The 20,548-nt window shown below is 67.4% G+C and carries 18 protein-coding genes and 1 pseudogene; 8 read left to right on the plus strand and 11 right to left on the minus strand.

All coding sequences use genetic code 11. The features are described 5' to 3' along the window. Positions 1-629 precede the first annotated feature (629 nt). From AAHM41_RS00070 to AAHM41_RS00080, 3 genes and pseudogenes are all read left to right on the plus strand, one after another. A complete protein-coding gene (locus AAHM41_RS00070; protein WP_342234451.1) occupies positions 630-4,202 on the plus strand; it encodes a hypothetical protein in 3,573 nt (1,190 codons plus the stop codon). 226 nt (positions 4,203-4,428) lie between these two features. Continuing rightward, a complete protein-coding gene (locus tag AAHM41_RS00075) occupies positions 4,429-4,860 on the plus strand; it encodes a hypothetical protein (protein WP_342234452.1) in 432 nt (143 codons plus the stop codon). Between the two features lie 72 nt (positions 4,861-4,932). After that, positions 4,933-5,437 (plus strand): annotated as a pseudogene (locus tag AAHM41_RS00080) (transposase); the annotation flags it as partial. Positions 5,438-5,751: 314 nt separating this feature from the next. Here the strand turns inward: AAHM41_RS00080 and AAHM41_RS00085 are convergent. The 10 genes from AAHM41_RS00085 to AAHM41_RS00130 all read right to left on the minus strand — a co-directional run bounded on the left by AAHM41_RS00085 (position 5,752) and on the right by AAHM41_RS00130 (position 13,178). Next, a complete protein-coding gene (locus tag AAHM41_RS00085) occupies positions 5,752-6,702 on the minus strand; it encodes a C2 family cysteine protease (protein ID WP_342234453.1) in 951 nt (316 codons plus the stop codon). An 88-nt stretch (positions 6,703-6,790) separates the two neighbouring features. Next, entirely contained in the window at positions 6,791-7,798 is a 1,008-nt protein-coding gene (locus tag AAHM41_RS00090) for an EscU/YscU/HrcU family type III secretion system export apparatus switch protein (RefSeq protein ID WP_342234454.1), read from the minus strand. After that, positions 7,795-8,601: a type III secretion system export apparatus subunit SctT gene (sctT, locus tag AAHM41_RS00095; protein WP_342234455.1), complete on the minus strand. Its 807-nt coding sequence runs from the start codon at positions 8,599-8,601 to the stop codon at positions 7,795-7,797. The genes AAHM41_RS00090 and sctT overlap by 4 nt, the downstream gene beginning before the upstream one ends. Continuing rightward, a complete protein-coding gene (gene sctS / locus AAHM41_RS00100; protein ID WP_342234456.1) occupies positions 8,598-8,897 on the minus strand; it encodes a type III secretion system export apparatus subunit SctS in 300 nt (99 codons plus the stop codon). The genes sctT and sctS overlap by 4 nt, the downstream gene beginning before the upstream one ends. A gap of 7 nt (positions 8,898-8,904) precedes the next feature. After that, entirely contained in the window at positions 8,905-9,561 is a 657-nt protein-coding gene (gene sctR / locus AAHM41_RS00105; protein WP_342234457.1) for a type III secretion system export apparatus subunit SctR, read from the minus strand. Then, positions 9,554-10,633, minus strand: coding sequence for a type III secretion system cytoplasmic ring protein SctQ (gene sctQ / locus AAHM41_RS00110; protein WP_342234458.1), 1,080 nt, complete (start codon positions 10,631-10,633; stop codon positions 9,554-9,556). Before sctQ ends, sctR begins: the two co-directional genes overlap by 8 nt. After that, positions 10,630-11,235: a type III secretion system stator protein SctL gene (sctL, locus tag AAHM41_RS00115; protein WP_342234459.1), complete on the minus strand. Its 606-nt coding sequence runs from the start codon at positions 11,233-11,235 to the stop codon at positions 10,630-10,632. Before sctL ends, sctQ begins: the two co-directional genes overlap by 4 nt. After that, positions 11,228-11,857 (minus strand): SctK family type III secretion system sorting platform protein, encoded by a 630-nt coding sequence (locus AAHM41_RS00120; protein ID WP_342234460.1) that lies wholly within the window; start codon positions 11,855-11,857, stop codon positions 11,228-11,230. The genes sctL and AAHM41_RS00120 overlap by 8 nt, the downstream gene beginning before the upstream one ends. Beyond that, a complete protein-coding gene (sctJ, locus tag AAHM41_RS00125) occupies positions 11,854-12,603 on the minus strand; it encodes a type III secretion system inner membrane ring lipoprotein SctJ (protein ID WP_342234461.1) in 750 nt (249 codons plus the stop codon). The genes AAHM41_RS00120 and sctJ overlap by 4 nt, the downstream gene beginning before the upstream one ends. A 59-nt stretch (positions 12,604-12,662) precedes the next feature. Beyond that, a complete protein-coding gene (locus AAHM41_RS00130) occupies positions 12,663-13,178 on the minus strand; it encodes a hypothetical protein (protein WP_342234462.1) in 516 nt (171 codons plus the stop codon). A 444-nt stretch (positions 13,179-13,622) separates the two neighbouring features. Here AAHM41_RS00130 and AAHM41_RS00135 point away from each other — a divergent pair, with 444 nt between their 5' ends. From AAHM41_RS00135 to AAHM41_RS00155, 5 genes are all read left to right on the plus strand, one after another. Beyond that, positions 13,623-13,787: a hypothetical protein gene (locus AAHM41_RS00135; RefSeq protein WP_342234463.1), complete on the plus strand. Its 165-nt coding sequence runs from the start codon at positions 13,623-13,625 to the stop codon at positions 13,785-13,787. A 126-nt stretch (positions 13,788-13,913) separates the two neighbouring features. Further along, a complete protein-coding gene (locus AAHM41_RS00140; protein ID WP_342234464.1) occupies positions 13,914-14,951 on the plus strand; it encodes a SctD/MshK family protein in 1,038 nt (345 codons plus the stop codon). After that, positions 14,948-17,047, plus strand: a complete 2,100-nt coding sequence (gene sctV / locus AAHM41_RS00145; protein ID WP_342234465.1) for a type III secretion system export apparatus subunit SctV — start codon at positions 14,948-14,950, stop codon at positions 17,045-17,047. The genes AAHM41_RS00140 and sctV overlap by 4 nt, the downstream gene beginning before the upstream one ends. A gap of 92 nt (positions 17,048-17,139) precedes the next feature. Next, positions 17,140-18,627: a type II and III secretion system protein family protein gene (locus AAHM41_RS00150; protein WP_342234466.1), complete on the plus strand. Its 1,488-nt coding sequence runs from the start codon at positions 17,140-17,142 to the stop codon at positions 18,625-18,627. An 8-nt stretch (positions 18,628-18,635) separates the two neighbouring features. Then, entirely contained in the window at positions 18,636-19,301 is a 666-nt protein-coding gene (locus AAHM41_RS00155; protein WP_342234467.1) for a CpaD family pilus assembly lipoprotein, read from the plus strand. 45 nt (positions 19,302-19,346) lie between these two features. On the opposite strand, the gene AAHM41_RS00160 is transcribed toward AAHM41_RS00155, so the two are convergent. Further along, positions 19,347-20,495, minus strand: a complete 1,149-nt coding sequence (locus tag AAHM41_RS00160; RefSeq protein WP_342234468.1) for a hypothetical protein — start codon at positions 20,493-20,495, stop codon at positions 19,347-19,349. Positions 20,496-20,548 lie beyond the last annotated feature (53 nt).

Here is a 20,548-nt window from a genome sequence, read left to right on the forward strand (position 1 = left end):
CGACTCTGGGTTTCCGCAGTATCCGGCGATCATGGGAATGCACCTTCCATTCTCCGGGAGGGGCGGCTCTTCCGTAGGGCCGGACGTCGTCGTTCGCGTGTCGACGGCCATTCTCCGGTCCAAGGGGGGGGCGAACGGCAGACGTATCGCGCCCGGGGCGGGGATGTCGCCGCGATATGCGTAGCGGCGCGCTCCGGCGGGGGCCGGATGGCGGCTGAGCGCATCGACTGCCCGCGCTGCCGGACGTCGGTTTCGGCCTCCGTTGCGCTCAGGAAGCAGCCGACAGGCCTTCGCGGGCAGGTCTGCGATGCGGGCCAAGTCTCGATGCCGAACCGGCTCTCCATGATGCAGATTCCTGGACTATCGGTCCGGACAAGACCGGATTTCGCGCATCTATGCAAATTGAGAAACAAGAGCATATATTCTCTCGTGGGATTGTGTTTTGAAAAATTGTCATATCGCATTTTCATTGATATTTTATCTGTTTGTTTGTCAAGAATGAATTGAATCCGGTTTACATCAATATTTTGATGTCGGGTTGACTCGATTTAGATTTTATGGCTGAGGTGCAAACAAGAAATGCTGCGGCCCTCGCGCCGCATGCTGCAAATAAATAAAGGAGGAAACGAATGATCAGCCTCGGCCTGCGTGTCGACGAGCTTCGGCCCGGCTCGCCATCATCCTGGACCGCCGAGCCGCAGACCTTGTCCTTTGCCGACGAGCTGGAGCAAGAGAAGCAAGCGGCGCTGACAGAGCTCGATGCCGCGATCGCGGCGGCCCGGGCGGCACAACAGCAGGCGGACAGTCTGCGGATGCCCTTCGCCGGGCGCCCGCCCGCGAGCGACCCGACCGCGTGGACCCTCTACACGGAGCAGCAGGCGATCGCGAACCAGGAGAGCGCCAAGGCGGAGCAGGCGATCGCGTCCCGGCTGCGGATGACCTATGGCGCCGACAAGGGCAACCTCGCCGCGGCCGAGGCCAGGGCCCACGAGATCGCCTATCGCTATCGTGACGACCCGCAAGCACAGCGGGCGGTGACAGCCGCGCTGGAGACCGTCAAGGCCGAGAGTCGGGAGCAGCGGGCGACCGGCGAGGCGCTGCATGCGGTCAATCGCGCCGGAGGCCGGCTCGACGGGCTGCTTGGTGAGAGGGCGGATGGCAAGGCGGTCCCGGACCAGGCTCTGCAGGCCGCCTCCGACGATCTCGACGCCCGGCGCCGGGAGCTGCTGATGGCCGTCGAGGCCGAGCTGGGCCATGCCTATGATGCGGCGGGCTCGACGGTCAACGAGCCGGATCCGCCCGGCCAAGTGGCGCAGCAGATCGCCGGCCGCTACAAGGAACCTGAGGCCACGGTCGCCGTGGAGGCGGCGCGCATCCTGCGCGAGATCGAGCGCACGCCGGCGGACGGGCAGATACAGCGGCTGGGCGAGCTGAAGCCGAAATCGCTGGATCCGACGGTGCGCGCCCTCGTCCGGGAAGACCCGCGGATCGCGAGGATCGAGGATGCCTTTATCACCGGCATCGTCGCCCAGGTCGACGGGATCCATGAGCGGGAGGGGACGCGCAAGGCGCTGGAGACGCTGCGTGCGCTCATCGAGCCGCGGTCGAATCCGGCGTTCACGCCCGAGATGAAGGCCCGCGCCGTCAACCGCCTGCTGCCGACGATCGGACACCTCCTTCGCGAGGCCAGCGGCGTGGAGGAGATGATCGGCGTCGACGGCCGGGGCACGGGTCTTTATCCGACCGTCGACGTCCGCGTCGATCTGGCGGAGAACCTGTCGGCGGTGGTCGACGCGGTGGCCGCCGGGTCCGACCCGATCGGCGGAAGGTACGACTCCGACGAAATCAGGGCGGCGGTCCAGGGCGTGGGACGGGAGATCGCGCGCAACCCGAATGCCGAGATCGTTCGTTTCGGCTTCGAGCGCGCGGTCGGCTCGGGCTACGTGACCCTGGCGCTCGAGGTCGCACGGCAGAACCGGGGGCTGACGCAGCAGGACCTGCCCGAGGACCGGAGATTCGACGCCGCCGATCGCGACCGGTTCCAGGAGCTGCTGATGGGCAGCATCGAGCTCGGCTTCGGCCGGCTGAAGGAGAACGCCAGGTCCGAGGTCGAGGCCCTCAGCAAGGCTATGGCGCCGTTCCTGGTGCCGACGGACCGCTATGGCGCCCGGATGACGGATGCGCAGCTGCGCGGGGGGATGGAGGCGCTGCACAGAGCGAATCCCGATATCGTCGAGGCGATGCGCAAGGAGCGCGGGGCGGTGGACGATTTGGGCTACAAGCTGGTGCGGTCCAGCGAGGCGGTTCAGTTCTACCGCGACGAGCTGGGCGATCTTGGCGGCTACGCGGGGATCGACGGCGCACGCATCGATCTGATGAACACGTCCGAGACGGCCAGCGCCATCTTTCTGAGCGATGCCGCCACGCTACGGATCGGCGCCCAGACCGCGCGCAAGAAGCTCGGGGACGACTGGCAGCTGGCCGGTGCGCCGTTGCCCCAGAGATATGGCATCGGGGCCCAGCTGGCCGGTGACTTCACCGAGTTCCTGGCCGAGACCTATGTGGTCCGGGGGGTGAGGGGCGGTGAGAACATGCCGGCGGTAGAGGCGACCCGGGTGGCGCATCTGCCGATGCTCGGCGGCGCCGCGATCTGGGGCGTCGGCGGCGGCTTTCAGGCGGCGCTGACCGTCTATCTCTACGAGAATGTGAAATTCGATCGGAGCCAGCAATGGCGCGAGCCGATCCTGCTGGGCCTGGTCGGAGGCTTCGCCGCCTTCCATCTTGCCGAAGCCGGCATGGCCATGGCGCGGCTGCGGCCGCACATGTTCGACCAGGTGCCGGGGCTGCGCGACGCCCTGCATGCCAAGGCCCCTTGGATCTATGTCGAGCCGGGCAGCCGGCGGGACCAGATGACGCGGTCGGTGGTGGAGGCGACCAAGCCGCTGATCGGTGCGCTGGCCGGGCTGATGGCGATTGCCGTGGTCTGGGATGCCAGCGGCGTTGCCTATACTGCGGGCAAGGACTCGGTCAAGACCGCGACCTTCGGCACGAACCTGACGATGGACACGGTGCTGCTGCGCCTGCAGGTGCGCGAGCTGGCCAAGAAGATCCTGGAATCGCCGACCCTGCGCGAGGGTGTCTATCGGTCCGTGCTGGGCACGCTGGCGACGAGCAAGGGGCTCGACCTCATCGAGGCTGCGCTGAGGCGGGTGCCGATCCTCGGCAGCAATCCGATCGGCTGGCTGGTCAATATCGGCTATCTGACGACCACGATGGTGAACTGGGCGGTCGACCAGAACCGGAGCATCGGCAAGCTCGAAGGCCTGGAGAAGACCTTCCTGATGGGCGCCGGAATCATGGAGCCCCAGGCTGAGATCCTGAAGAAGCACGGCTGGTGGACGGGGGGGGCGGAGGCGGCCGGCTTTGCCTTCGCCTATGACGCGCTGGGCGGCGATCCGGAGACCTTCGTCGACTATGTCAACATCATCCCGCCCGACAAGCTCGATGCCACCATGACAGCGGTCGGCGCGTTCTCTTCGGAAAACGGCAGGATCGTGCCGGACACGCAGCCCGGGACGGCTCTCCTGCGGCTTCCCGCCGACCCGTCGAGAGTGAACGTCGAGCTCTATTCGCGGATCCGCTACAGCGCCGAGCGGCGGCGCTGGGAAGATCCCGACACCGGCATGGTCCTGCAGGACGGCGACAGCTGCTGGCGCTACGATGGCGGCTTGGGCGTGCCGCCGGTCAAGATCAGTGACGGCATGTATGAGCGGGATGTCTATTCGTTCGTCCCGGAATTCGGGCTGGTGGAGACGTCCTCGCCCCATGTCGTGCCTGGTGTCCGGCCCGGCAGTGTCGACGGGCTGAGGAACTGGCTCAATGCCCATGGCGTGCCGGCGCCTCGCCACATGGATGTCCTTCCTCCGAAGCCCGAGCCGGTCGAGCCGCCAGAACCGGCCCCGCCGGTCGAAGGCCTCAACGTCCATGTCGTCAGGAGGGGCGACAGCGTCTATGGGATCGCCGGGAACAATCCCAACATCGTCGAGGCGCTGTATCGCCTCAATCCCTGGCTGAATCCGCTGCTGGAGGGGAATGTCCGGCCTGTGCCGCCTCGCGGTCTTCCGGGGCGGGATCCGGACGCGTTGATGGCAGGCGATCTCCTCGTCCTGCCCGATGGCTATTCGGCTGGGACCGGAGGCTGATCCCGGGGCGGGGGGCGAGCTCCGGACAGGATCGCGACATCTGCCCACGCCGCCGTCCGCAACGAGGTTCACCCGCGCGATTTCGCCACGGCGCTCGACCGCGCCTGCCGCCTGTGGTTGATGGTCGGAGGCCTTTGAACCCATCGCCGCCGGACAGCATCGCGGCCTCCTGATGGTCGCCGACGGCCCGAGTTGGGGATCGCACCCACCAGTCGGAGAGCCTGTCATGCTGTCGCCGCTGGACCGCCAGCGCCTCGTCTCCCCGGTGGGCCAATCCCTTGCATTGTGGCTGAACGAAGCGGGTCGTTCCATGACGCCGGCGGTGATCTTCCGGCGTGCAAGCGATCGCTGCGATAAAGCCGGTCTCGACCTTGCGGCTACGCCGCACGCCCTTCGGCGCACCTTCGCCGTCCATATGCTGTCGATGCTCATCCGGAAACAGATCGGCTCCGTTCTCGACGACAGCCCGCCTGGCGCCCCCCGGATCGGCGGCCTACAGACGGATGATCGGCGACTTGCTCCAGAAGCTACAACACGCCTGACGGGCCAAGCCTGTATCGCCAGCACATATGTCTATCTCGACAGCCTCGACGAGAGCCCGGCTCTCGTCGAGGCTGCGGCGGAGCGCTGGAGCACGGCGCTGGATGACGTGGCATGAAGGGGCGCCGTGCCACGGTTCCCGAGCCCCGGACAGCACCCCCTCGGCCACTCGCGGCATGGCACTTCGAGGTTCCAGGACGAAGCCCGGATCGGCCAGAAGGACAAGATCACCCGGCGCTGGGCCCGGCGCGGCAGCAGTCCCGCAGCCCCGCACGACCAGCGCATCCGCTCGGCCCACATCTTCGGCGCCATCTGCCCGAAGGAGGGCAAGGGCGCCGGCCTGGTCCTGCCCCGCCGCATCGCCGGGGCGATGCGACTGCGCCTCGCCGAGATCGCCCAGGCCGTAGCCCCTGGAGCCCACGCCGTCGTCCTGCTCGACCAGGCCGGCTGGCACATGACCGACAAGCTGGCCGTGCCCGCCAACATCATTCTGCTGCCGATCCTGGCTCGGTCGCCCGGGCTCAACGCCGCCGAGAACGTCTGGCAGTTCCTCCGCGACAACTGGCTGTCCAACCGCGTCTTCAAATCCTACGCCGGATATCCTCGATCACAGCTGCTTCGCCTGGAACTCCCTCACGGGCCGGCCTTGGAGGATCATGTCCATCGGCCTCCGCGACTGGGCTCATCGGTCATGAATTCAGCAGGCTGGTATTACAGCCGATTCTCGGAACGCCAGGCGACCGGATCGGGCGGCAGCGTACAGCCTGCCAGCGGTGGTGCCACCTGGATGTTCAGTCGATGCGGCTCGTCGTGCCGCAGAAGGAAATCGGCAGACCTCAAGCCGAGGAATGGGTCGACGGCGGCCGATGGCGGCCCCTGACGCCTGGACAAATACGGCGTCAGAGCGCATCGCCGTGCCTCAATTGCCCGACGCGCCAGGCGCGGGCGGCGATGCTGTCCTCGGTCTGCTCTCGTTCCAGGACCATGGGCCTGGCACCGGGCCTGCCGCCTAAGTGCCCGGTCCGACGGTGAAGTAAGCGCCTGCCGTCGCAAGATCGTCTGCCTTCACGGTGATCAACGCGCTTTCGGGATTCTCGCTGCCGGGAACACCTCGATTGTGCCCCCAGGGGTTACGCAGAGTGACCGTGCCCACGCCATTGGCGTCGAAGGTCACTGCTTCGACCATGTAGACATGGTGGGGGACGGTGCCGGGTGAACCATCTCCGCTGCTCAATGTGACAGGGATTCCTTGTGAAAGCGCGGATTCTGCAGACTGAAGCACGGGCCGCGGTGGCATTATCCCGTTCATCGCCAAATCCCTTCCTCTCTGCCCGGAAATCACTTCCATAGCCTCGGAGGACAGGCCTCCCCGAATGCTAAGGAAGCCAGCACCAAGGCTGCCGTCGGGATTGCGATTCTCGGCCTCTGCCAAGATGGCGGAGAAGAAGGGGTCGTTTTCTCTCTTTGCCAGGGCGGTTTCTATTACAGCCGGCCAAATAGGTCCTACGATATAGTTGTCTGCCACGCTGCCGCCCTGCCGCTCGATATTCTCCTTGATTTCCCGCTGCGTGACCTCGGTCTCAAATGGAATATTGAGGGGGCCGTGCAGCGTGACCTTGAAGTTCTTTGTCTGAGGGTCGAACCGAATGGCGTCCTGGATGCGCTGAGGCTGCTGCTTCGCGAAGCTGGCCAGTGCCGCTACAAAGTAGCAATCGCCGAGTGTGTCCTGACGGATATCCTCCGGGCGCGGCCCGCCGGAGCCATAGTAGAGATGTCGGTCGTCATAGACCGGCGGGCGCATACTGTCAGCAACCTGCACGCCGATGCCACCAGCCTCTTTTTTCACGAGTGCTGCAGCCTCGGCGAGCATCTGCCGGAAGAGGTCCTTCGAATCGTCTCCGTTGACGGACGGATCCCGGAACGGTCCGATCTCCCCGGCAATTCTTCCGACTGGAGCCATTGATGTCTCCTGTTCAGTGGGCCGCCGAGCGAAGCTCAGGATTCGAGTGCCAGTCCAGGTCTAAGGAAATATCGGACGGGCGATCGAATCAGTATGCTCCCTTGGCGAAGAGGATTCGTGCCAGAGCCCTGAAATGTTCCCGCGGAACTCGTTCTCCCACGCGGCTTTTCGCGTGAAGGGCGCGGGCAACTTCAGGCAGTGATTCGACGGGAATGCCGCCGGTCAGCCCGGCACGCCTGCGTTTGCTGACCAGGATCGGCACCGGCGTCTCGCCGGAGACAAAACGGATGCCGACCGCGATCGTACCGTCGGTCAGGAAGACTGTGGCCCTGCCTCCCCCCTCGCCACGCAGGAAGGCTCGCCGCTGCCGTCGGCGGGCGCGCCGGATCTGCGGATCGCCCTCCTGCTCCTTGCGCTCGCGCTTCATCTCGCTGCGGGTCATCCGCTGGTCGCGCTGGAACAGCCAGCGCTGCAGCGCCATGTCGAACAGGGCGAAGGCCAGCAGCACCGCGACGATGCCGACCAGCACTGGCCTGAGCGTTGCCAGCAGGATCGGGCCTAGGCACTCACGCCCGCAGTGCGGAACGACCAAGAGTGCGCGCATGGCGGTGAGGCTCAGGAAGCCGATCACCGCCAACAGGATGCAGACCTTGAGGACCGACTTGGCGAACTCGATCAAGTTGCGCAGGCTGAACAGCCGCTGGAAGCCGGTGACCGGGTTGATCTTGTCACCGCGCGGCACGATTGGGTCGAAGGAGAACGGGATGCCGCGCAGGAAGCCGACATTGGCGACGATGCTGGCGACGACGATCACCAGCACCAACGGGGCGACGATCTTGGCCGCCAGCGCCAGCAGGGTCGGGATGATCGTGTAGCTCTGGTCGAACGGCTTGGCCGTCAGGACGATCGGCTCGGTCAGGATGGCGCGGAACGCCTCCATGATCGCCGGCCCTTCGACCCCGAGATACAGGAAGCCGGCGACCAGTGCGACCACCGTGACCAGGTCGCGGCTGTGCGCCACCTGGCCGCGGCGCCTTGCGTCCAGCAGCTTCTTGGCGCTGGCGGGGAGGCTCTTGTCTTCGCTGGTCTGGCTCACGGCAGCACCGTCCGGGCGAGGTCGAGCACGCCGCGCATCGAGGCCAGGCTGTCGTTGAAATACGGCACCAGGAAGATGGCGTAGAGCGGCAAGGCCAGCAGCACGGCGGCGGACTTCACCGACAGCGACAGGTCGAAGACGTTGAGCTGCGGTGCCATCCGGCCGATCACCGCCAGCGCGATGTCGGCCAGCAGCATCACGACCACCAGCGGCGCTGCGAGCAAGAGGCCGAGCCGGACCACTTGGTCGAGCAGGCCGAGCAGTAGCGTCGGCGTCTCGCCGGTGAAGGGCGGCAGCAGCTCGGTCACCGGCCACAGGGCGTAGCTGGTGTAGAGCGCCTCGGCCATCACGCCGAGGCCGTTGCCGGCGAAGAACAGGGCCAGCAGCACCAGCACGAACAGCGTGCCGACCGGCGAGGCCTCGCCCGAGGCGTTGGGGTCGAGCAGATAGGCGCCGTTGACGCCGCGCTGCATGTCGATCAGCTCGCCCGCGGCCTCCACCGCCCAGAAGGGCAGGCCGAACAGCAGGCCGAGCAGGACGCCGATTACCGCCTCCTTGGCCACCAGCACCAGGATCTGGCCGGGCTGCAGCGGCGTCAGCACCGCCAGCTCCGACGTCACCTGCGACACCATCGGCAGGGCGATGGCGATGACCACCGCGTTGCGCAGGATGCCGGTGAGGCCGAGCCGCGCGAAAACCGGCAGCACTGACGCCAAGGCGACCAGACGGGCGATCGACACCGCGATCGCGGTGAAATAGGGATCGAGCAGGTCGAGCAGCGCCCGGAGTGATTCTGACGTCACGGTTGCTCGTCCTCTGCCGGCACCGCGCCGCGGGTGATCGCGGGGAAGTCGGTGAAGATCCGGTCGGTGTAGCGGACCAGCGGGCTGGCCAGCATCGGGCCGAGCAGCACCAGGGCCAGCACCACGGCGATCACCTTGACCGCCATCGGCAGGGTCTGGTCCTGGATCTGCGTCACCGCCTGCAGCAGGCCGACCAGCAGGCCGACCGCGGCGGCGATGGCCAACGCCGGCAATGACAGCAGGAGGGTGAGGGTCAGCGCCTCCTGCAGCAGATGCGAGATCGTCGCCTGGTTCATCGCCGCCTCAGCTGCTGTAGCTCAGGATCAGGCCGTGCAGCAGGCGCGACCAGCCGTCGACCATGACGAACAGGAACAACTTGAACGGCACCGAGATGGCCAGCGGCGACACCATCATCATGCCCATCGCCATCAGGATCGCGGAGACGATCAGGTCGATGACGATGAACGGCAGGTACAGCAGGAAGCCGATCTCGAAGGCCCGGGTCAGCTCGGAGATGACGAAGGACGGGATCAGGATGACCATGTCGTTCGGCGTCGCCGCGGCGCTGGCCTCCTGCGGCCAGACCCGGGCGGTGGCCGACAGCAGGAACTCACGCTCCGCCGGATCGGTGAAGCGCATCAGATAGGCGCGCACCGGCTCGATCGCCGACTGGATCACTGCCTGCCAGTCCTGGATGCTGCGCAGCCTGAGCGCCGGGTCGCTGACCCGGGCATAGACCTCGGCGATCACCGGCCCGGTGATGTAGACCGTCAGCATCAGGGCGATGCCGTACAGCACCATGTTCGGCGGCGTCTGCTGGATGCCGAGCGCGTTGCGCAGCAGCAGCATCACCACCGAGATCTTCAGGAAGGCGGTCAGGGTGACGACCAGGAACGGCACCAGCCCGACCAGCGTGACGATGCCGAGAAGCGGCAGGACATCCGGCTGCGCCTCATTCATCGCCGAACAGCCGCACCACGCGTATGCCCAGCTCGTCCTCGATCCGCACGATCTCACCGCGGCCGATGCGCCGGCCGTTGGCGACGATGTCGACCGCCTCGCCCGGATCGCGGCCGAGCGGGATGACCGCGCCGGGGGCCAGGCCCTGCACCGCGGCCAGCGGCAGCTCGCTGCGCCCCAGCTCGAACACCAGCGTTACCGGAAGCTCGCCCAGCCGCTCCGCCGGCGGCGCCGCGGCATCGCTGTCGGGATCCGCCATCCACCATCCTCCATCCTGCAGGGCCACGGGCCGCCGCGGCCCCGTGACCGTGACCGCGCCGCGATCATGCTTCGCCGTATGCGACCAGCCCTCGCCATAGACCACCAGCGCCTCGCCGGCCCGGCAGGCGACATCAGGAAAGACGACGTCGCCCGGCTCGATCCCCCGCAGCTCGGCCAGGGCCAGGCGCACCGCGCCGATGCGGACGGCCAGCGGCACCGGCAGGCCGGCGCAGGGGGCGGGCAGAGCCGGCGCGGCGCCGATCAGGCGGCGCAGGGCCGGGCGGGCGGCGTCGTCGGCGGCGAGATGCAGCGCCGTCTCGGCGAAGGCGTGGCGGATCGCGACGGTGCAGCGGAAGGCGGGCGTGAAGGCCAGGGCCGGCCCGACGCTCTCGATCGCGATCGGCACTCCGGCCGCGGCCTCCAGCGCCGGCAGCAGGTCCGACAGCGCGGCCTCGAGCAGCAGCGCCGCCAGCTCTGGCTCCAGCTCGGCGGCCGGCAGCCCGGCCGCCTCCGCCAGCGCCTGCTCGACCAGCAGTGGCGGCACCAGCAGCACCAGGCGCCCCGGGCCGAGGCGCAGGGTGATCGCGGTGCCGTCGGCCTCGGGCGGGGCGAGGGTCGGGGTGACGGCGAGCGGCGCCTCGATCTCCAGCCCGCCGATCCGCATCGGGACTGGCGCGCAGAGCCGGGCGACAGCACTGGCGTCGCCGACCTGCTCGCGGGTCAGCCGCGGTGGATAGTAGAGAAAGGCGGCGGGATCAGTGGTCAGGGGATCCGCCGCGCGGATCCGTGCGGGCGGCGTGGCGGCGGTCATGAGGCCGTCTCGCCTGGGCGGGTCCGCCGCAGCGCGTCGCGCAGCGCGCGCAGCTGGGCGTCGATGCCCAGCTCGACATGGCCGTATTTGGTCACCATCACGCAGGTGTCGGCGGCCAGGCCGGGATCGGATTCGACCGTCACCCGGCGGCCGATATCGGCCAGCGCTGGATCGGCCAGCCGGCCGCGCAGCGCCTCGACCATGTCCGGCGCCACCCGCAGCGTCGCCGCATGGTCCAGCCGGGACTGGCGCAGCGCGTGGTCGACCGCCTGCAGCAACAGCTCGCGCCGGTCGAAGCGGCCGAGGATGCGCTCGATCGTGTCCTGCACCAGATCGGCCAGGGTCTGGTCCAGCCCGGCGAGGTAGCGGTCGATCTGCAGCCCGGTCGCGGCCACCAGCGCCGCGGCCTCCTCGCGGGCGGCGGCCAGCCCTTCGGCATGGCCGCGCTGGCGCTCGGCGGCGAAGGCGGCGTCGGCCTCGGCCCGCAGTCGCCCGGCATGGGCCTCGGCCTCGGCCCGATAGCGCCGCGCATCCCGCCATTGGCCGAGCGCCTCGGCCTTCATGACCGGGCCGCCGCGGCGGAAGGCCGGGGTCTCAGCCATGGGGCGCCACCGCCTGCGCCGTGGCTGCGAACAGAGCGGCGGCGCGGGACCGCTCGGCCGGCGGCAGCCCGGCTTCGGGCCAGCGCTCCGGCGCCAGCCGCAGCCGCAGGCGCTCGCCGACCGCCCGGCCGGCCTCGCCGCACCAGGCCGCGAGGCACAGCAGGCCGGCGCGGTCGATCGCGTCCTCGACCGGCAGCGACTCCAGCCCGGCCAGCACCGGGGCCGGGCCCTTGTGGCCGAGGCCGAAGGCGTAGGAATCGGCGCCGATCAGGCCGGTGACGCGGCGGATCTCGGCGCCGAGGACGATGGTGCGCAGCCGCGCCGCCAGCGCCGCGGCGCCGGCATGGCTGACGGCGCGGTCGAGATCGGCCGGCGCCAGGCCGGCGATGCGGGCGACGTCGCCCCGCCAGGACGCGGCGTCGCAGGGCGCGAGGTTCAGGCGCCGGCGCAGCAGCTCCGACAGACGCGGCCGAAGCCGCTTGGTGTCGAGCAGCAGCCGGGCCGCCGCCTCCGGCAGCCTCGGGAAGGCGCGGCCCAGCTGTGCCGGATGGGCGTGCAGCGCCACCGCCCGGTCGAAGCGCCGGAGGGCCAGCCGGTCCGTGATCTCCGAGGGCATGGTCATTCAGCCGCTTGCGGGGCGGCACCACGGCGGCGCCAGATCCTCCAGCCGACGGTGCCGGCGGTGGCGACCACGGCCAAGGCGACCAGCGCCAGCAGCCCCTGCAGCCAGGGCGCGCTGGAGCGGTGCACCCAGAAGCCGGCGACATTGGTCAGCGGGTCGGCGATCGGCGGCATCATCGCCTCCGGGTCGGTCGGCAGGAACACCACCGAGACGTTCTCGTACAGCAGGCCCTTGATGCCATTCGCCACCAGCATCTTGATCTCGGGCGTCAGCTTCGACAGGTCGACATCGGCGCGATGGCGGATGACCACCGAGGCGGAGGAGGGGGTGGAGGCCGCCTTCAGCCCCTCATTGTCCGGCAGCACCACATGGACGCGGGCGGAATAGATCCCGTCGATCTCCGAGATCGTGCTCGACAGCTCCTGGCTCAGCGCATAGATCAGCCGCGCCTGCTCCTCCACCGGCGACGAGACCAGCCCCTCGCCCTTGAACAGGTCCGGGATCTTGGCGTAGCGCTCGCGCGGATAGCCATTGCGGCGCAGCACGTCGACGGCGTCGGCGAAGCGGTCCTCCTCGACCGAGACGACCAAGCCGCGGTCCTTGGTGATCTCGCGCTCGGCCGGGATGCCCTGGTGCAGCAGGATCGCCACCATCTCGTTGGCTTCGCGCTCCTCGAGGCCGCTGTAGAGTTCGACCTTGCAGGCGGCGAGCAGCAGCAGCGCGGCGAACGCGAAAGGCTTCAGCAATTCCGGTCGACCTTATCCGTAGCCCTCGTCGGGCGCGATGCGACAGTGGCTGCGCTCTGCTAGCGCATCACTTTCTCCGGAACGCTGCTGAGCTGATTGGCGGTCGTCACCGTGAGCTGCATCTCTACGATCCGGGTGCTGGTCCTCACCATGTGCTGCTCCGCTGCCTCATAGATTCGGGAGATTTCGGCCATGGGACCATTGTTCCCGGTGGACGAGGCCGCCGGAGCGCGAGGTTCGGGCCTGGTATCGGGAGACCAGGAGGTCCGAGATGCCACGACCTGACCGCCTTCGGGTCCTTCCGGCCCATCCGAGTGGCGCGAGGCCTGGGTCCGGCGGTGCAGGCTCTCGATGGAGCGTAGGATTTCCTCGCCCATCGTTGTCGGGTTGGCCAGGAGATGCGCCTTCATATTCGGCGCGTAGTCCGCGATCGATTTGTGCGCAGGCTGCAGCGGCAGCGCGAACTCGAACACATTCGCAGCCTCGTGGTCCTGCGGAAGCGCCGCTGGTTGAACCGCTGCATTGGGCTCAATGACGGGCGATGCGAGAAAGGTGGCTGGTCCGGCAATGACCATGGTTTTGTCTCCACAAACTGATCCATCGGAACGAGCGGGCGTCCGGTCTGACGGTCTCTCATCTCGGAGCAGGCAGTGACCGGTATTGGCCGTTCCTGTCTCGATCTTCTCACGACTCTCAGCTGCAATATCGCGTGTCGAAAAGCGATATTCAAGTATTGATTGGAAGTTATGGTAGAGCGCTGATTAAATTTTATGTCATCGTTTATGCTGTTATCCGATATCGAGAAGATTAATATCTTCGTACTGAAGTAAGCTCTGACAATTTTCTTGACGAGATAAGGTGAGTTGCATACCTATAGAGTTCGTGAGCTGTCGGAGTCGTCAGCGCAACGGCTTGGCCGGTGCAGACGCGGACGGATACCCCCCAAATCCCCGGCACGGGACCACGGATGCCGGCCGTTCCGTCAGCTCACAGCGACCCCCCGACAAAGGAGAAAAGCGATGTCGTCCACTTCCTCCGTGCCCGATGCCATGAAGGGAATCTATGAAAAGGAAGGACAGAATCTGGTGGACAGAACCAGGGTACAGGTTGAGCACCAGGGCAAGCTCGATGACGCCAAGTCCTGGGCTCAAATCGCAAAGGATGCTGCCCGAGGCAACGGCTGATCTTGGTCTTAGATATCTTCGCTGGATCGGTCTGAACTGTCTTTGATGCCATGACACTTTGGGGCGCGGCGCGAGGCGATCGCGTCCCTTTTCGTCTGGCCAACCGGCAACTCACCGGGTGCCTCGATGCTGTGCAAGCTCATTCCGTCCCTGTCGAAGGTGGGAATAGCTGTTACCTCGGGCAGATGGCAGCCGTCCTCGCCCGAGGTCACGCTCTTCGTGATCGAAGGGCCAAACGCGGGCACTGTTCAGAAACTGGCACTTGCTGCCCACCGCGTCGGCAGTGGGCTCGACTCCGATATCGTTCTTGCTGATCGGGCGTTGGCCTCGGTTCACACTTTGATCGATCTTCGCCAACGAAGCGTTCGGATCGAGCCGTTGGCTGGAGACGTGACGACACCGGGCTACATCGAAGCCGTGAAGCCTGGCGATTCTCTGACTTTGCCCTTGCCCGCCGAGCTGGTCCTCGGCGCCTCTCGCGTGCTGTTGCGCCGGGCTAAAGAGATAGATGGCAATAGGGGCCACCTGCGCCAGGTCGCTGTCATCCTTCTCGCGATGGTGGTGCTGGGGGGGCTTCTCGGTATTCTACTGTCGCCGAGCCGCCCGGAACGCATCGACACGATGTCCCAGACGGCCGCAATCGCTTCGCGGTCGGGTGTCGAAACGCCGGTTGCATCGCGGGCGATGTCTACGTCTGTCGCGGCGCCTGAGGACTCTCCACAAGAGATCTTGCAGGCTCGCATCGAGCAGGCAGGCCTTTACGGCGTGACGCTACATTCGAAGGGTGATCGCATCATCGCATCCGGTCGGCTATCGCCGTCGGATATGGTGCGATGGCGAGAGGTCCAGGCCTGGTTCGACCGCACCTTCGCCTCCTCCGCCCTGCTGGCGTCGGAGGTCGCGACGGGGATGGCCGCCAGCGCTCCTGAGATCATCATCCAGGCGGTGTGGACGGGAGACAGTCCCTATCTGATCACCCACACCGGCTCGAAATACTTCGAGGGGGCTGATCTCGGCGGGGGCTGGTCGGTCGACACAATCCGGGCCGATGCCGTCACCCTGCGCAGCCGGGCCGGCCAGGCCATGACATTGACCTTGACCGAGCCCGCCAAGATTCCCGCCAAAACCAGGGACGGCGTCCTGGCACAAGGAGCGCTGCGATGAACCGGATCTGGGCGAGGGTGGCGGCGATGACCGGCCGCCAGGACCTGATGATCGTGGCCCTGCTGGTCGCGACCATCCTACTGATGATCCTGCCGCTGCCGACGCTGCTGGTCGACGTGCTGATCGCCTGCAACATCACCTTCGCGGTCCTGCTGCTGATGGTGGCGGTCTATCTGCGCAGCCCGCTCGAGCTGTCGGTGCTGCCGTCGGTGATCCTGATCACCACGGTGTTCCGCCTGGCGCTGTCGATCGGCGTCACCCGCCTGATCCTGATGGACGCCGACGCCGGGGCGATCATCCAGACCTTCGGCGAGTTCGTCATCGGCGGCAGCCTGGCGATCGGCCTGGTGATCTTCCTGATCATCACCGTGGTCCAGTTCGTGGTGGTGGTGAAGGGCGCCGAGCGCGTGGCCGAGGTCGCGGCCCGCTTCACCCTCGACGCCCTGCCCGGCAAGCAGATGAGCATCGACGGCGAGCTGCGCTCGGGCGATATCGACCTGGCCGAGGCGACGCGCCGGCGGCAGACGCTGGAGAAGGAAAGCCAACTCTACGGCGCCATGGACGGCGCCATGAAGTTCGTGAAGGGCGACGCCATCGCCGGCCTGATCATCGTCGCAGTCAACCTGATCGGCGGCCTCGCCGTCGGCATGCTGCAGCACGGCATGTCGCTGGGCCAGGCGATGCACGTCTATTCGTTGCTGACCATCGGCGACGGGCTGGTGTCGCAGATCCCGGCGCTGTTCGTCGCCATCACCTCCGGCACCATCGTCACCCGGGTCACCACGGCCGAGAGCCGCAACCTGGGCGCCGACATCGCCCACCAGATCGGCTCCAACAACACCGCGCTCCTGATGGCGGCGGGCGTGGTCGTGATGCTCGGCTTCATTCCGGGCTTCCCGACCCTGATCTTTCTGGCCATCGCCGGGGCCATGGCCGGCGTGGTGCTGCTGCGCCGGCGCCGCGCGCAGCGCGAGGCCGGGGCTACCGCGAGCGATCCTGCAGATGGCAGCGAGACCGAAGGTGAAACCGAGAGCAACGAGATCGTGGCGCTCCTGCTCGGCAGCGACCTCAGCGCAAGCCTCGGTCTCGACAGAGCGGAGTTTCTCACGCTCGAAGTCTCTGGCGCATTGGAACAGGCGCTCGGAGTGCCGTTTCCGCCGGCGCGCGTGGCGGAAGAGCCGATGCTGCCGCCGGACGCATTCCGCATCGACATCGACGGGGTTCCGGGCGAGACCGGGACCGCCCGGCCGGGCCGGATCCTGTTGCGCGACGATCCGATGCATCTGGAGCTGCTGGACCTGCTTTCGGAGACGACCGAAGACTCCAGCGGCACCATCCAGCATTGGATCGACGCCGAGCACGAGGCGGCGCTGGCCGAGGCCGGCATCGGCCACGCGACGGCTGAGGAGGTCGTGGCCGAGGCGCTGACCCGGGCGCTGCGCCGCTACGCCTCGCATTTCCTCGGCATCCAGGAAACCCAGGCCTTCCTCAAGGAGATCGAGGCGACGCGCGGCGACCTGGTGCGCGAGGCGCAGCGCAGTCTCTCGGTCAACCAGATCGCCGACGTGTTCCGCCGGCTGCTGGAGGAGGGCATCTCGCTGCGCAACCATCGTCTGGTGCTGGAGACGCTGGCCGAATGGGGGCAGAAGGAGCAGAATCCGCTCCTCCTGACCGAATACGTCCGCGGCGGGTTGAAGCGGCAGATCTCCCACGCTCACGCCGACGACCGGAAAATCATCGATGCCCTGGTGCTGGACCGCAGCGCGGAGGAGCTGCTGCGACAGTCCATTCACCAGACGTCGGCTGGAACCTATCTCGCCCTGCCCGAGGGCCAGGCCGAGGAGTTGGTCGACGCCATTCGCGGCCATCTCGGCCGGGTCGTGGCCGGCGGCCGGCCGCCGGTGATCCTGACCGCGCTCGACACCCGCCGCTTCCTGCGCCAGACGCTGGCCCGCAATCAGGTCGACACCGTGGTGCTGTCCTATCCCGAGATCGCGCCGGACTACACGATACGGCCGGTGGCGGTGGTCCGGCTGACCGGCCGCCGCGTCCGCCAGGATGGCGGGGCCGGGCTCGACCGGACCGCTGCGGAGTGAGAAACCACATGGCCGGTACACGATCCAGATCCTTGTCACTGCGGATCCTCATCGCCACGAGCTGCTTGATCGTCGGCACGGCCGGAGGGGCCGTGTCGGTCCGGGCCCAGACCGAGCCGGCTCCGATCGACTCCGATCTGGTCTTGAGCGAGGACATGATCGCCCTGCGCGCGCCGGCCACGGCGCCGAAGATCGTCACCCTGCCTCCGCCGGGTGCGCCGGCCGGCCCGCCGCCGCAGGCGACGCCGTCAATGCAGCCGCCGCCGTCGCTCCAGCCGAGCCAGCCGGCCGCGCCCCAGGGGCCGGCGATGCAAGTTTCGCCGGCGCCGCCGCGACAGCCGGCCCAGCCGGCGCTGACGTCCAGCCGCTCACTGATCGAGATGAAGGTCGGGCAGGGCAACCTGCTGACCTTCACCCTGCCGGTGCAGACCGTGCTGGTGGCCAATCCGAACGTGCTCGACGTCGAGATGGTGTCCGCTCGCTCGGCCTATATCTACGGCGTGTCGTCCGGCACCACCAACCTGTTCGCGCTCGGCAGTGCCGACCAGGTGGTGGCGGCCGCCAATGTCCGGGTCGGCCAGGACGCGGCGGCGGCGCAGCGCGAGATGATGCAGGTGGCACCGGCCAGCGGCGGCCAGATGGGCTACATCCAGGACCGGCCGGTCACCACCGGCACGGTGGCCGATCTCAGCAGCGCCATGAAGCTCGACGCCCTGGCCCAGCAGCTCGGCAGCAACGCCGGCGGGGCGATGAACCTGAACACCCTGCGGGGCTCGCAGCAGGTCGGCATCCGCGTCCGCTTCGCCGAGGTCCAGCGCAACGCGGTGGAGAATCTCGGCGTCAACTGGCAGGCGATGTTCGAGATCGGCAAGTTCAACATCGGCCTGGTCAGCGGCGGTTTTCCCGGGGTCGGCCTGCCCGGTACGGCCAATGCCGGGTACCACAGCGGCGGCTACAATGTCGACGCCGTGATCGACGCGCTGCAGCGGGAAGGGCTGGTCAACATCCTGGCCGAGCCGACCCTGACCGCGGTCAGCGGCGAGGCCGCGAACTTCCTGGCCGGCGGCGAGTTCCCGATCCCGGTGCCGCAGGGCAACGAGACGGTGACGATCGAGTACAAGCAGTTCGGCGTGTCGCTGTCCTTCGTCCCGACCGTGCTGCCGGGCGAGCGTATCGCCATGCGGGTGAAGCCGGAGGTCAGCGAGCTCAGCGACGACGCCCGGGTAGTGAATGACGGTATCTCGGTGCCGTCCTTAATCGTGCGGCGGGCCGAGACCACGGTCGAGCTGGCCTCGGGTCAGACCTTCGCACTCGCCGGCATGTTCCAGCGCAACATGTCGAACGTGGCCGACAAGATCCCGGTGCTCGGTGACATCCCAATCCTCGGCAAGCTGTTCCAGTCGAGCCGGTACAAGCGCAACGAGACCGAGCTGGTGATCCTGATCACCCCGTTCCTGATGAAGCCGGCGGACACGCCGAAGGCGGCGGCATTGCCGGCGCAGCGCACCGCTCCGACCGTGCGGCGGGTGCGCCAGTCCCCCTCCATGACCGGCGGCAGCGCCGGCTTCGTGCTCGAATAGGACGTGCCATGAGATTCCCGATCCAGCATCTCGCGGCCATCGCCCTGGCCGGTGTCCTGGCCGCCTGCGAACACGAGATCCCGGACTGGCCCGAGGACGGTTACACCACGCTGTCGACGCCGGTGGCCCATCTGGTGCTGTTCGCGCCACAGGCGTCGAGCCTGAGCACGACCGAGCGTGCCCGGCTGGTCGAGTTCGTCCGCGGCGCCGGCCTGACTCCCGGCTCGTCAGTCACCGTCGCCGCCGGCGGTCCGAAGGCGGCGGCGCGGCAGGAGGCGGTCGCGGCGGTGGTGCGCAGCGCCGGGCCCTACAGCATCTCCCTGGTCAATGATCCGTCCGCCTCCGACACGGTGCAGGTGGCGGCGGCCGGGCAGCCGGTGCTGTGGCCGAAGCGCTGCATGAACCCCGACGGTTCGCTGCCAGAGGACCTGCCGCTCGGCTGCGCCAGCGACCTCAACCTGGCGCAGCAGGTCGAGCGCAAGAGCGACCTGTTCCAAGGGCGCCAGATGGGGCCGGCCTTCGCCAACCCATCGGTCCGCGCGGCCGAACGCTACCTGCAGCTGGGCGGCGGCAGCACGGGTGCTGGGATTGAGGGGCGTGGTGGCAGCAGCGCGACCGAGCTGTTGCCGACGGCACCAGCGGCCTCGGGGGCGGACAGCAGCTCTTCACCATGAACTGCCGGTCTGGTCATGATGGTGGTTGCCGTACGGCCGAATCCGTCACTGCCGATCGAACAATTCTGCCGCCGCCTCGTCGTCCAGCCCGGCAATCGACACACGGTCGAGTTGTGCGAGAGCGCGGTAGTCCGGACTGATGGTGAGTGCGGCGAGGCTGCCGACGGCCTTATCGAAGGAGCCGGGCGTTGTGGTCGCATGTGCCAGATCCGGAGAATAAATCCCGACAATCTGGCCGTAGCGGGGCACCGTGTCATAGATTGGCAGCAGGCTCTCGCGTGAGTTAAGCACGTCGATGTAGACACCCATATTGTATTTGGTGGGATCAAGGAGGGCAGCTCGGCCGATCCTGTCGAACAGGTTGGCGATCGGATCGCGTTTGTCGGACGCTTCAGCGAAGGTTCTGGAGATTCTTGCAAAGCTGTCAGTCAACCCGGCGAAGCCTCTCTGAAGCGTACCGTTCATGAGTTCCAGTTCCACCGGACGACCATCCTCCTGCAACCGATTGGCCGTCGCGACCCATAGAGACAGACCGTTTCCGCCCCTGATCGACAATTCGGCGGCATCCTGCATGGACGCCGAAACCACCTTTCCAGGTTCATCTCCGACGAGGCGCTTCGCCAAGCCGTCTACCGCATCGCGACCGCCGTGTTGCAGGATGGCGGTATCGCAACTGGCCGCGAGGTCGCCCATGGCATTCATCCACAAGGAGGTCCGCTCCGATGCCGGGGTTTCCAGATACTGGCTGAGATAAGCGCCGTTCGCGTTGACGTCTTCCGCTGCAAGCGGAATGTCGATGTCGACCACTGCCCCGCGGCGCGGATCCGGTGATCGAGGATCGGTGACATTGGGAATGGGAGGAGCCTCCAGAGAGACGCCGCCCTCTGGCATCGCGACGCGGAGGTCGGAGAGAGCACGATCAAGCGTGGGCATCGCCGCGGTGAGGATCGCCGGCGCGCTTCGCGGGTTCGCTTCGGTGAGCTCTCGGAGTCTTCGGGCTGCCGCCGGGGCTCCGCCCGGTGATCTGTATGCCGCGTCGATCTCGGCAGCCGCCAGCCTGGCTGTCGACTGGATCTCGGTATCGACCGCCGTGGCCTCGGCTACGGCCGCGAGCCAGTGGCTATGCTGGGCCTGCTCCTGGATTTCGTCCGGATCCCTCTTCGAGAGCACAGGCGAGGTATGTTGAGTCGACATGATCGCGTTCGTCGCTAGTGGCAGGTCGGCCGTCAGGGAGCTCTGGCCGCCAA

The sequence above is a fragment of the Inquilinus sp. OTU3971 genome, from assembly GCF_038440215.1.

Coding starts and splice junctions, on each gene's coding strand:
- AAHM41_RS00070 (WP_342234451.1), top strand. CDS start 630: ATGATCAGCCTCGGCCTGCGTGTCGACGAGCTTCGGCCCGGCTCGCCA.
- AAHM41_RS00075 (WP_342234452.1), top strand. CDS start 4,429: ATGCTGTCGCCGCTGGACCGCCAGCGCCTCGTCTCCCCGGTGGGCCAA.
- AAHM41_RS00085 (WP_342234453.1), bottom strand. CDS start 6,702: ATGGCTCCAGTCGGAAGAATTGCCGGGGAGATCGGACCGTTCCGGGAT.
- sctS (WP_342234456.1), bottom strand. CDS start 8,897: ATGAACCAGGCGACGATCTCGCATCTGCTGCAGGAGGCGCTGACCCTC.
- sctR (WP_342234457.1), bottom strand. CDS start 9,561: ATGAATGAGGCGCAGCCGGATGTCCTGCCGCTTCTCGGCATCGTCACG.
- sctQ (WP_342234458.1), bottom strand. CDS start 10,633: ATGACCGCCGCCACGCCGCCCGCACGGATCCGCGCGGCGGATCCCCTG.
- sctL (WP_342234459.1), bottom strand. CDS start 11,235: ATGGCTGAGACCCCGGCCTTCCGCCGCGGCGGCCCGGTCATGAAGGCC.
- AAHM41_RS00120 (WP_342234460.1), bottom strand. CDS start 11,857: ATGACCATGCCCTCGGAGATCACGGACCGGCTGGCCCTCCGGCGCTTC.
- AAHM41_RS00130 (WP_342234462.1), bottom strand. CDS start 13,178: ATGGTCATTGCCGGACCAGCCACCTTTCTCGCATCGCCCGTCATTGAG.
- AAHM41_RS00135 (WP_342234463.1), top strand. CDS start 13,623: ATGTCGTCCACTTCCTCCGTGCCCGATGCCATGAAGGGAATCTATGAA.
- AAHM41_RS00140 (WP_342234464.1), top strand. CDS start 13,914: ATGCTGTGCAAGCTCATTCCGTCCCTGTCGAAGGTGGGAATAGCTGTT.
- sctV (WP_342234465.1), top strand. CDS start 14,948: ATGAACCGGATCTGGGCGAGGGTGGCGGCGATGACCGGCCGCCAGGAC.
- AAHM41_RS00155 (WP_342234467.1), top strand. CDS start 18,636: ATGAGATTCCCGATCCAGCATCTCGCGGCCATCGCCCTGGCCGGTGTC.
- AAHM41_RS00160 (WP_342234468.1), bottom strand. CDS start 20,495: ATGTCGACTCAACATACCTCGCCTGTGCTCTCGAAGAGGGATCCGGAC.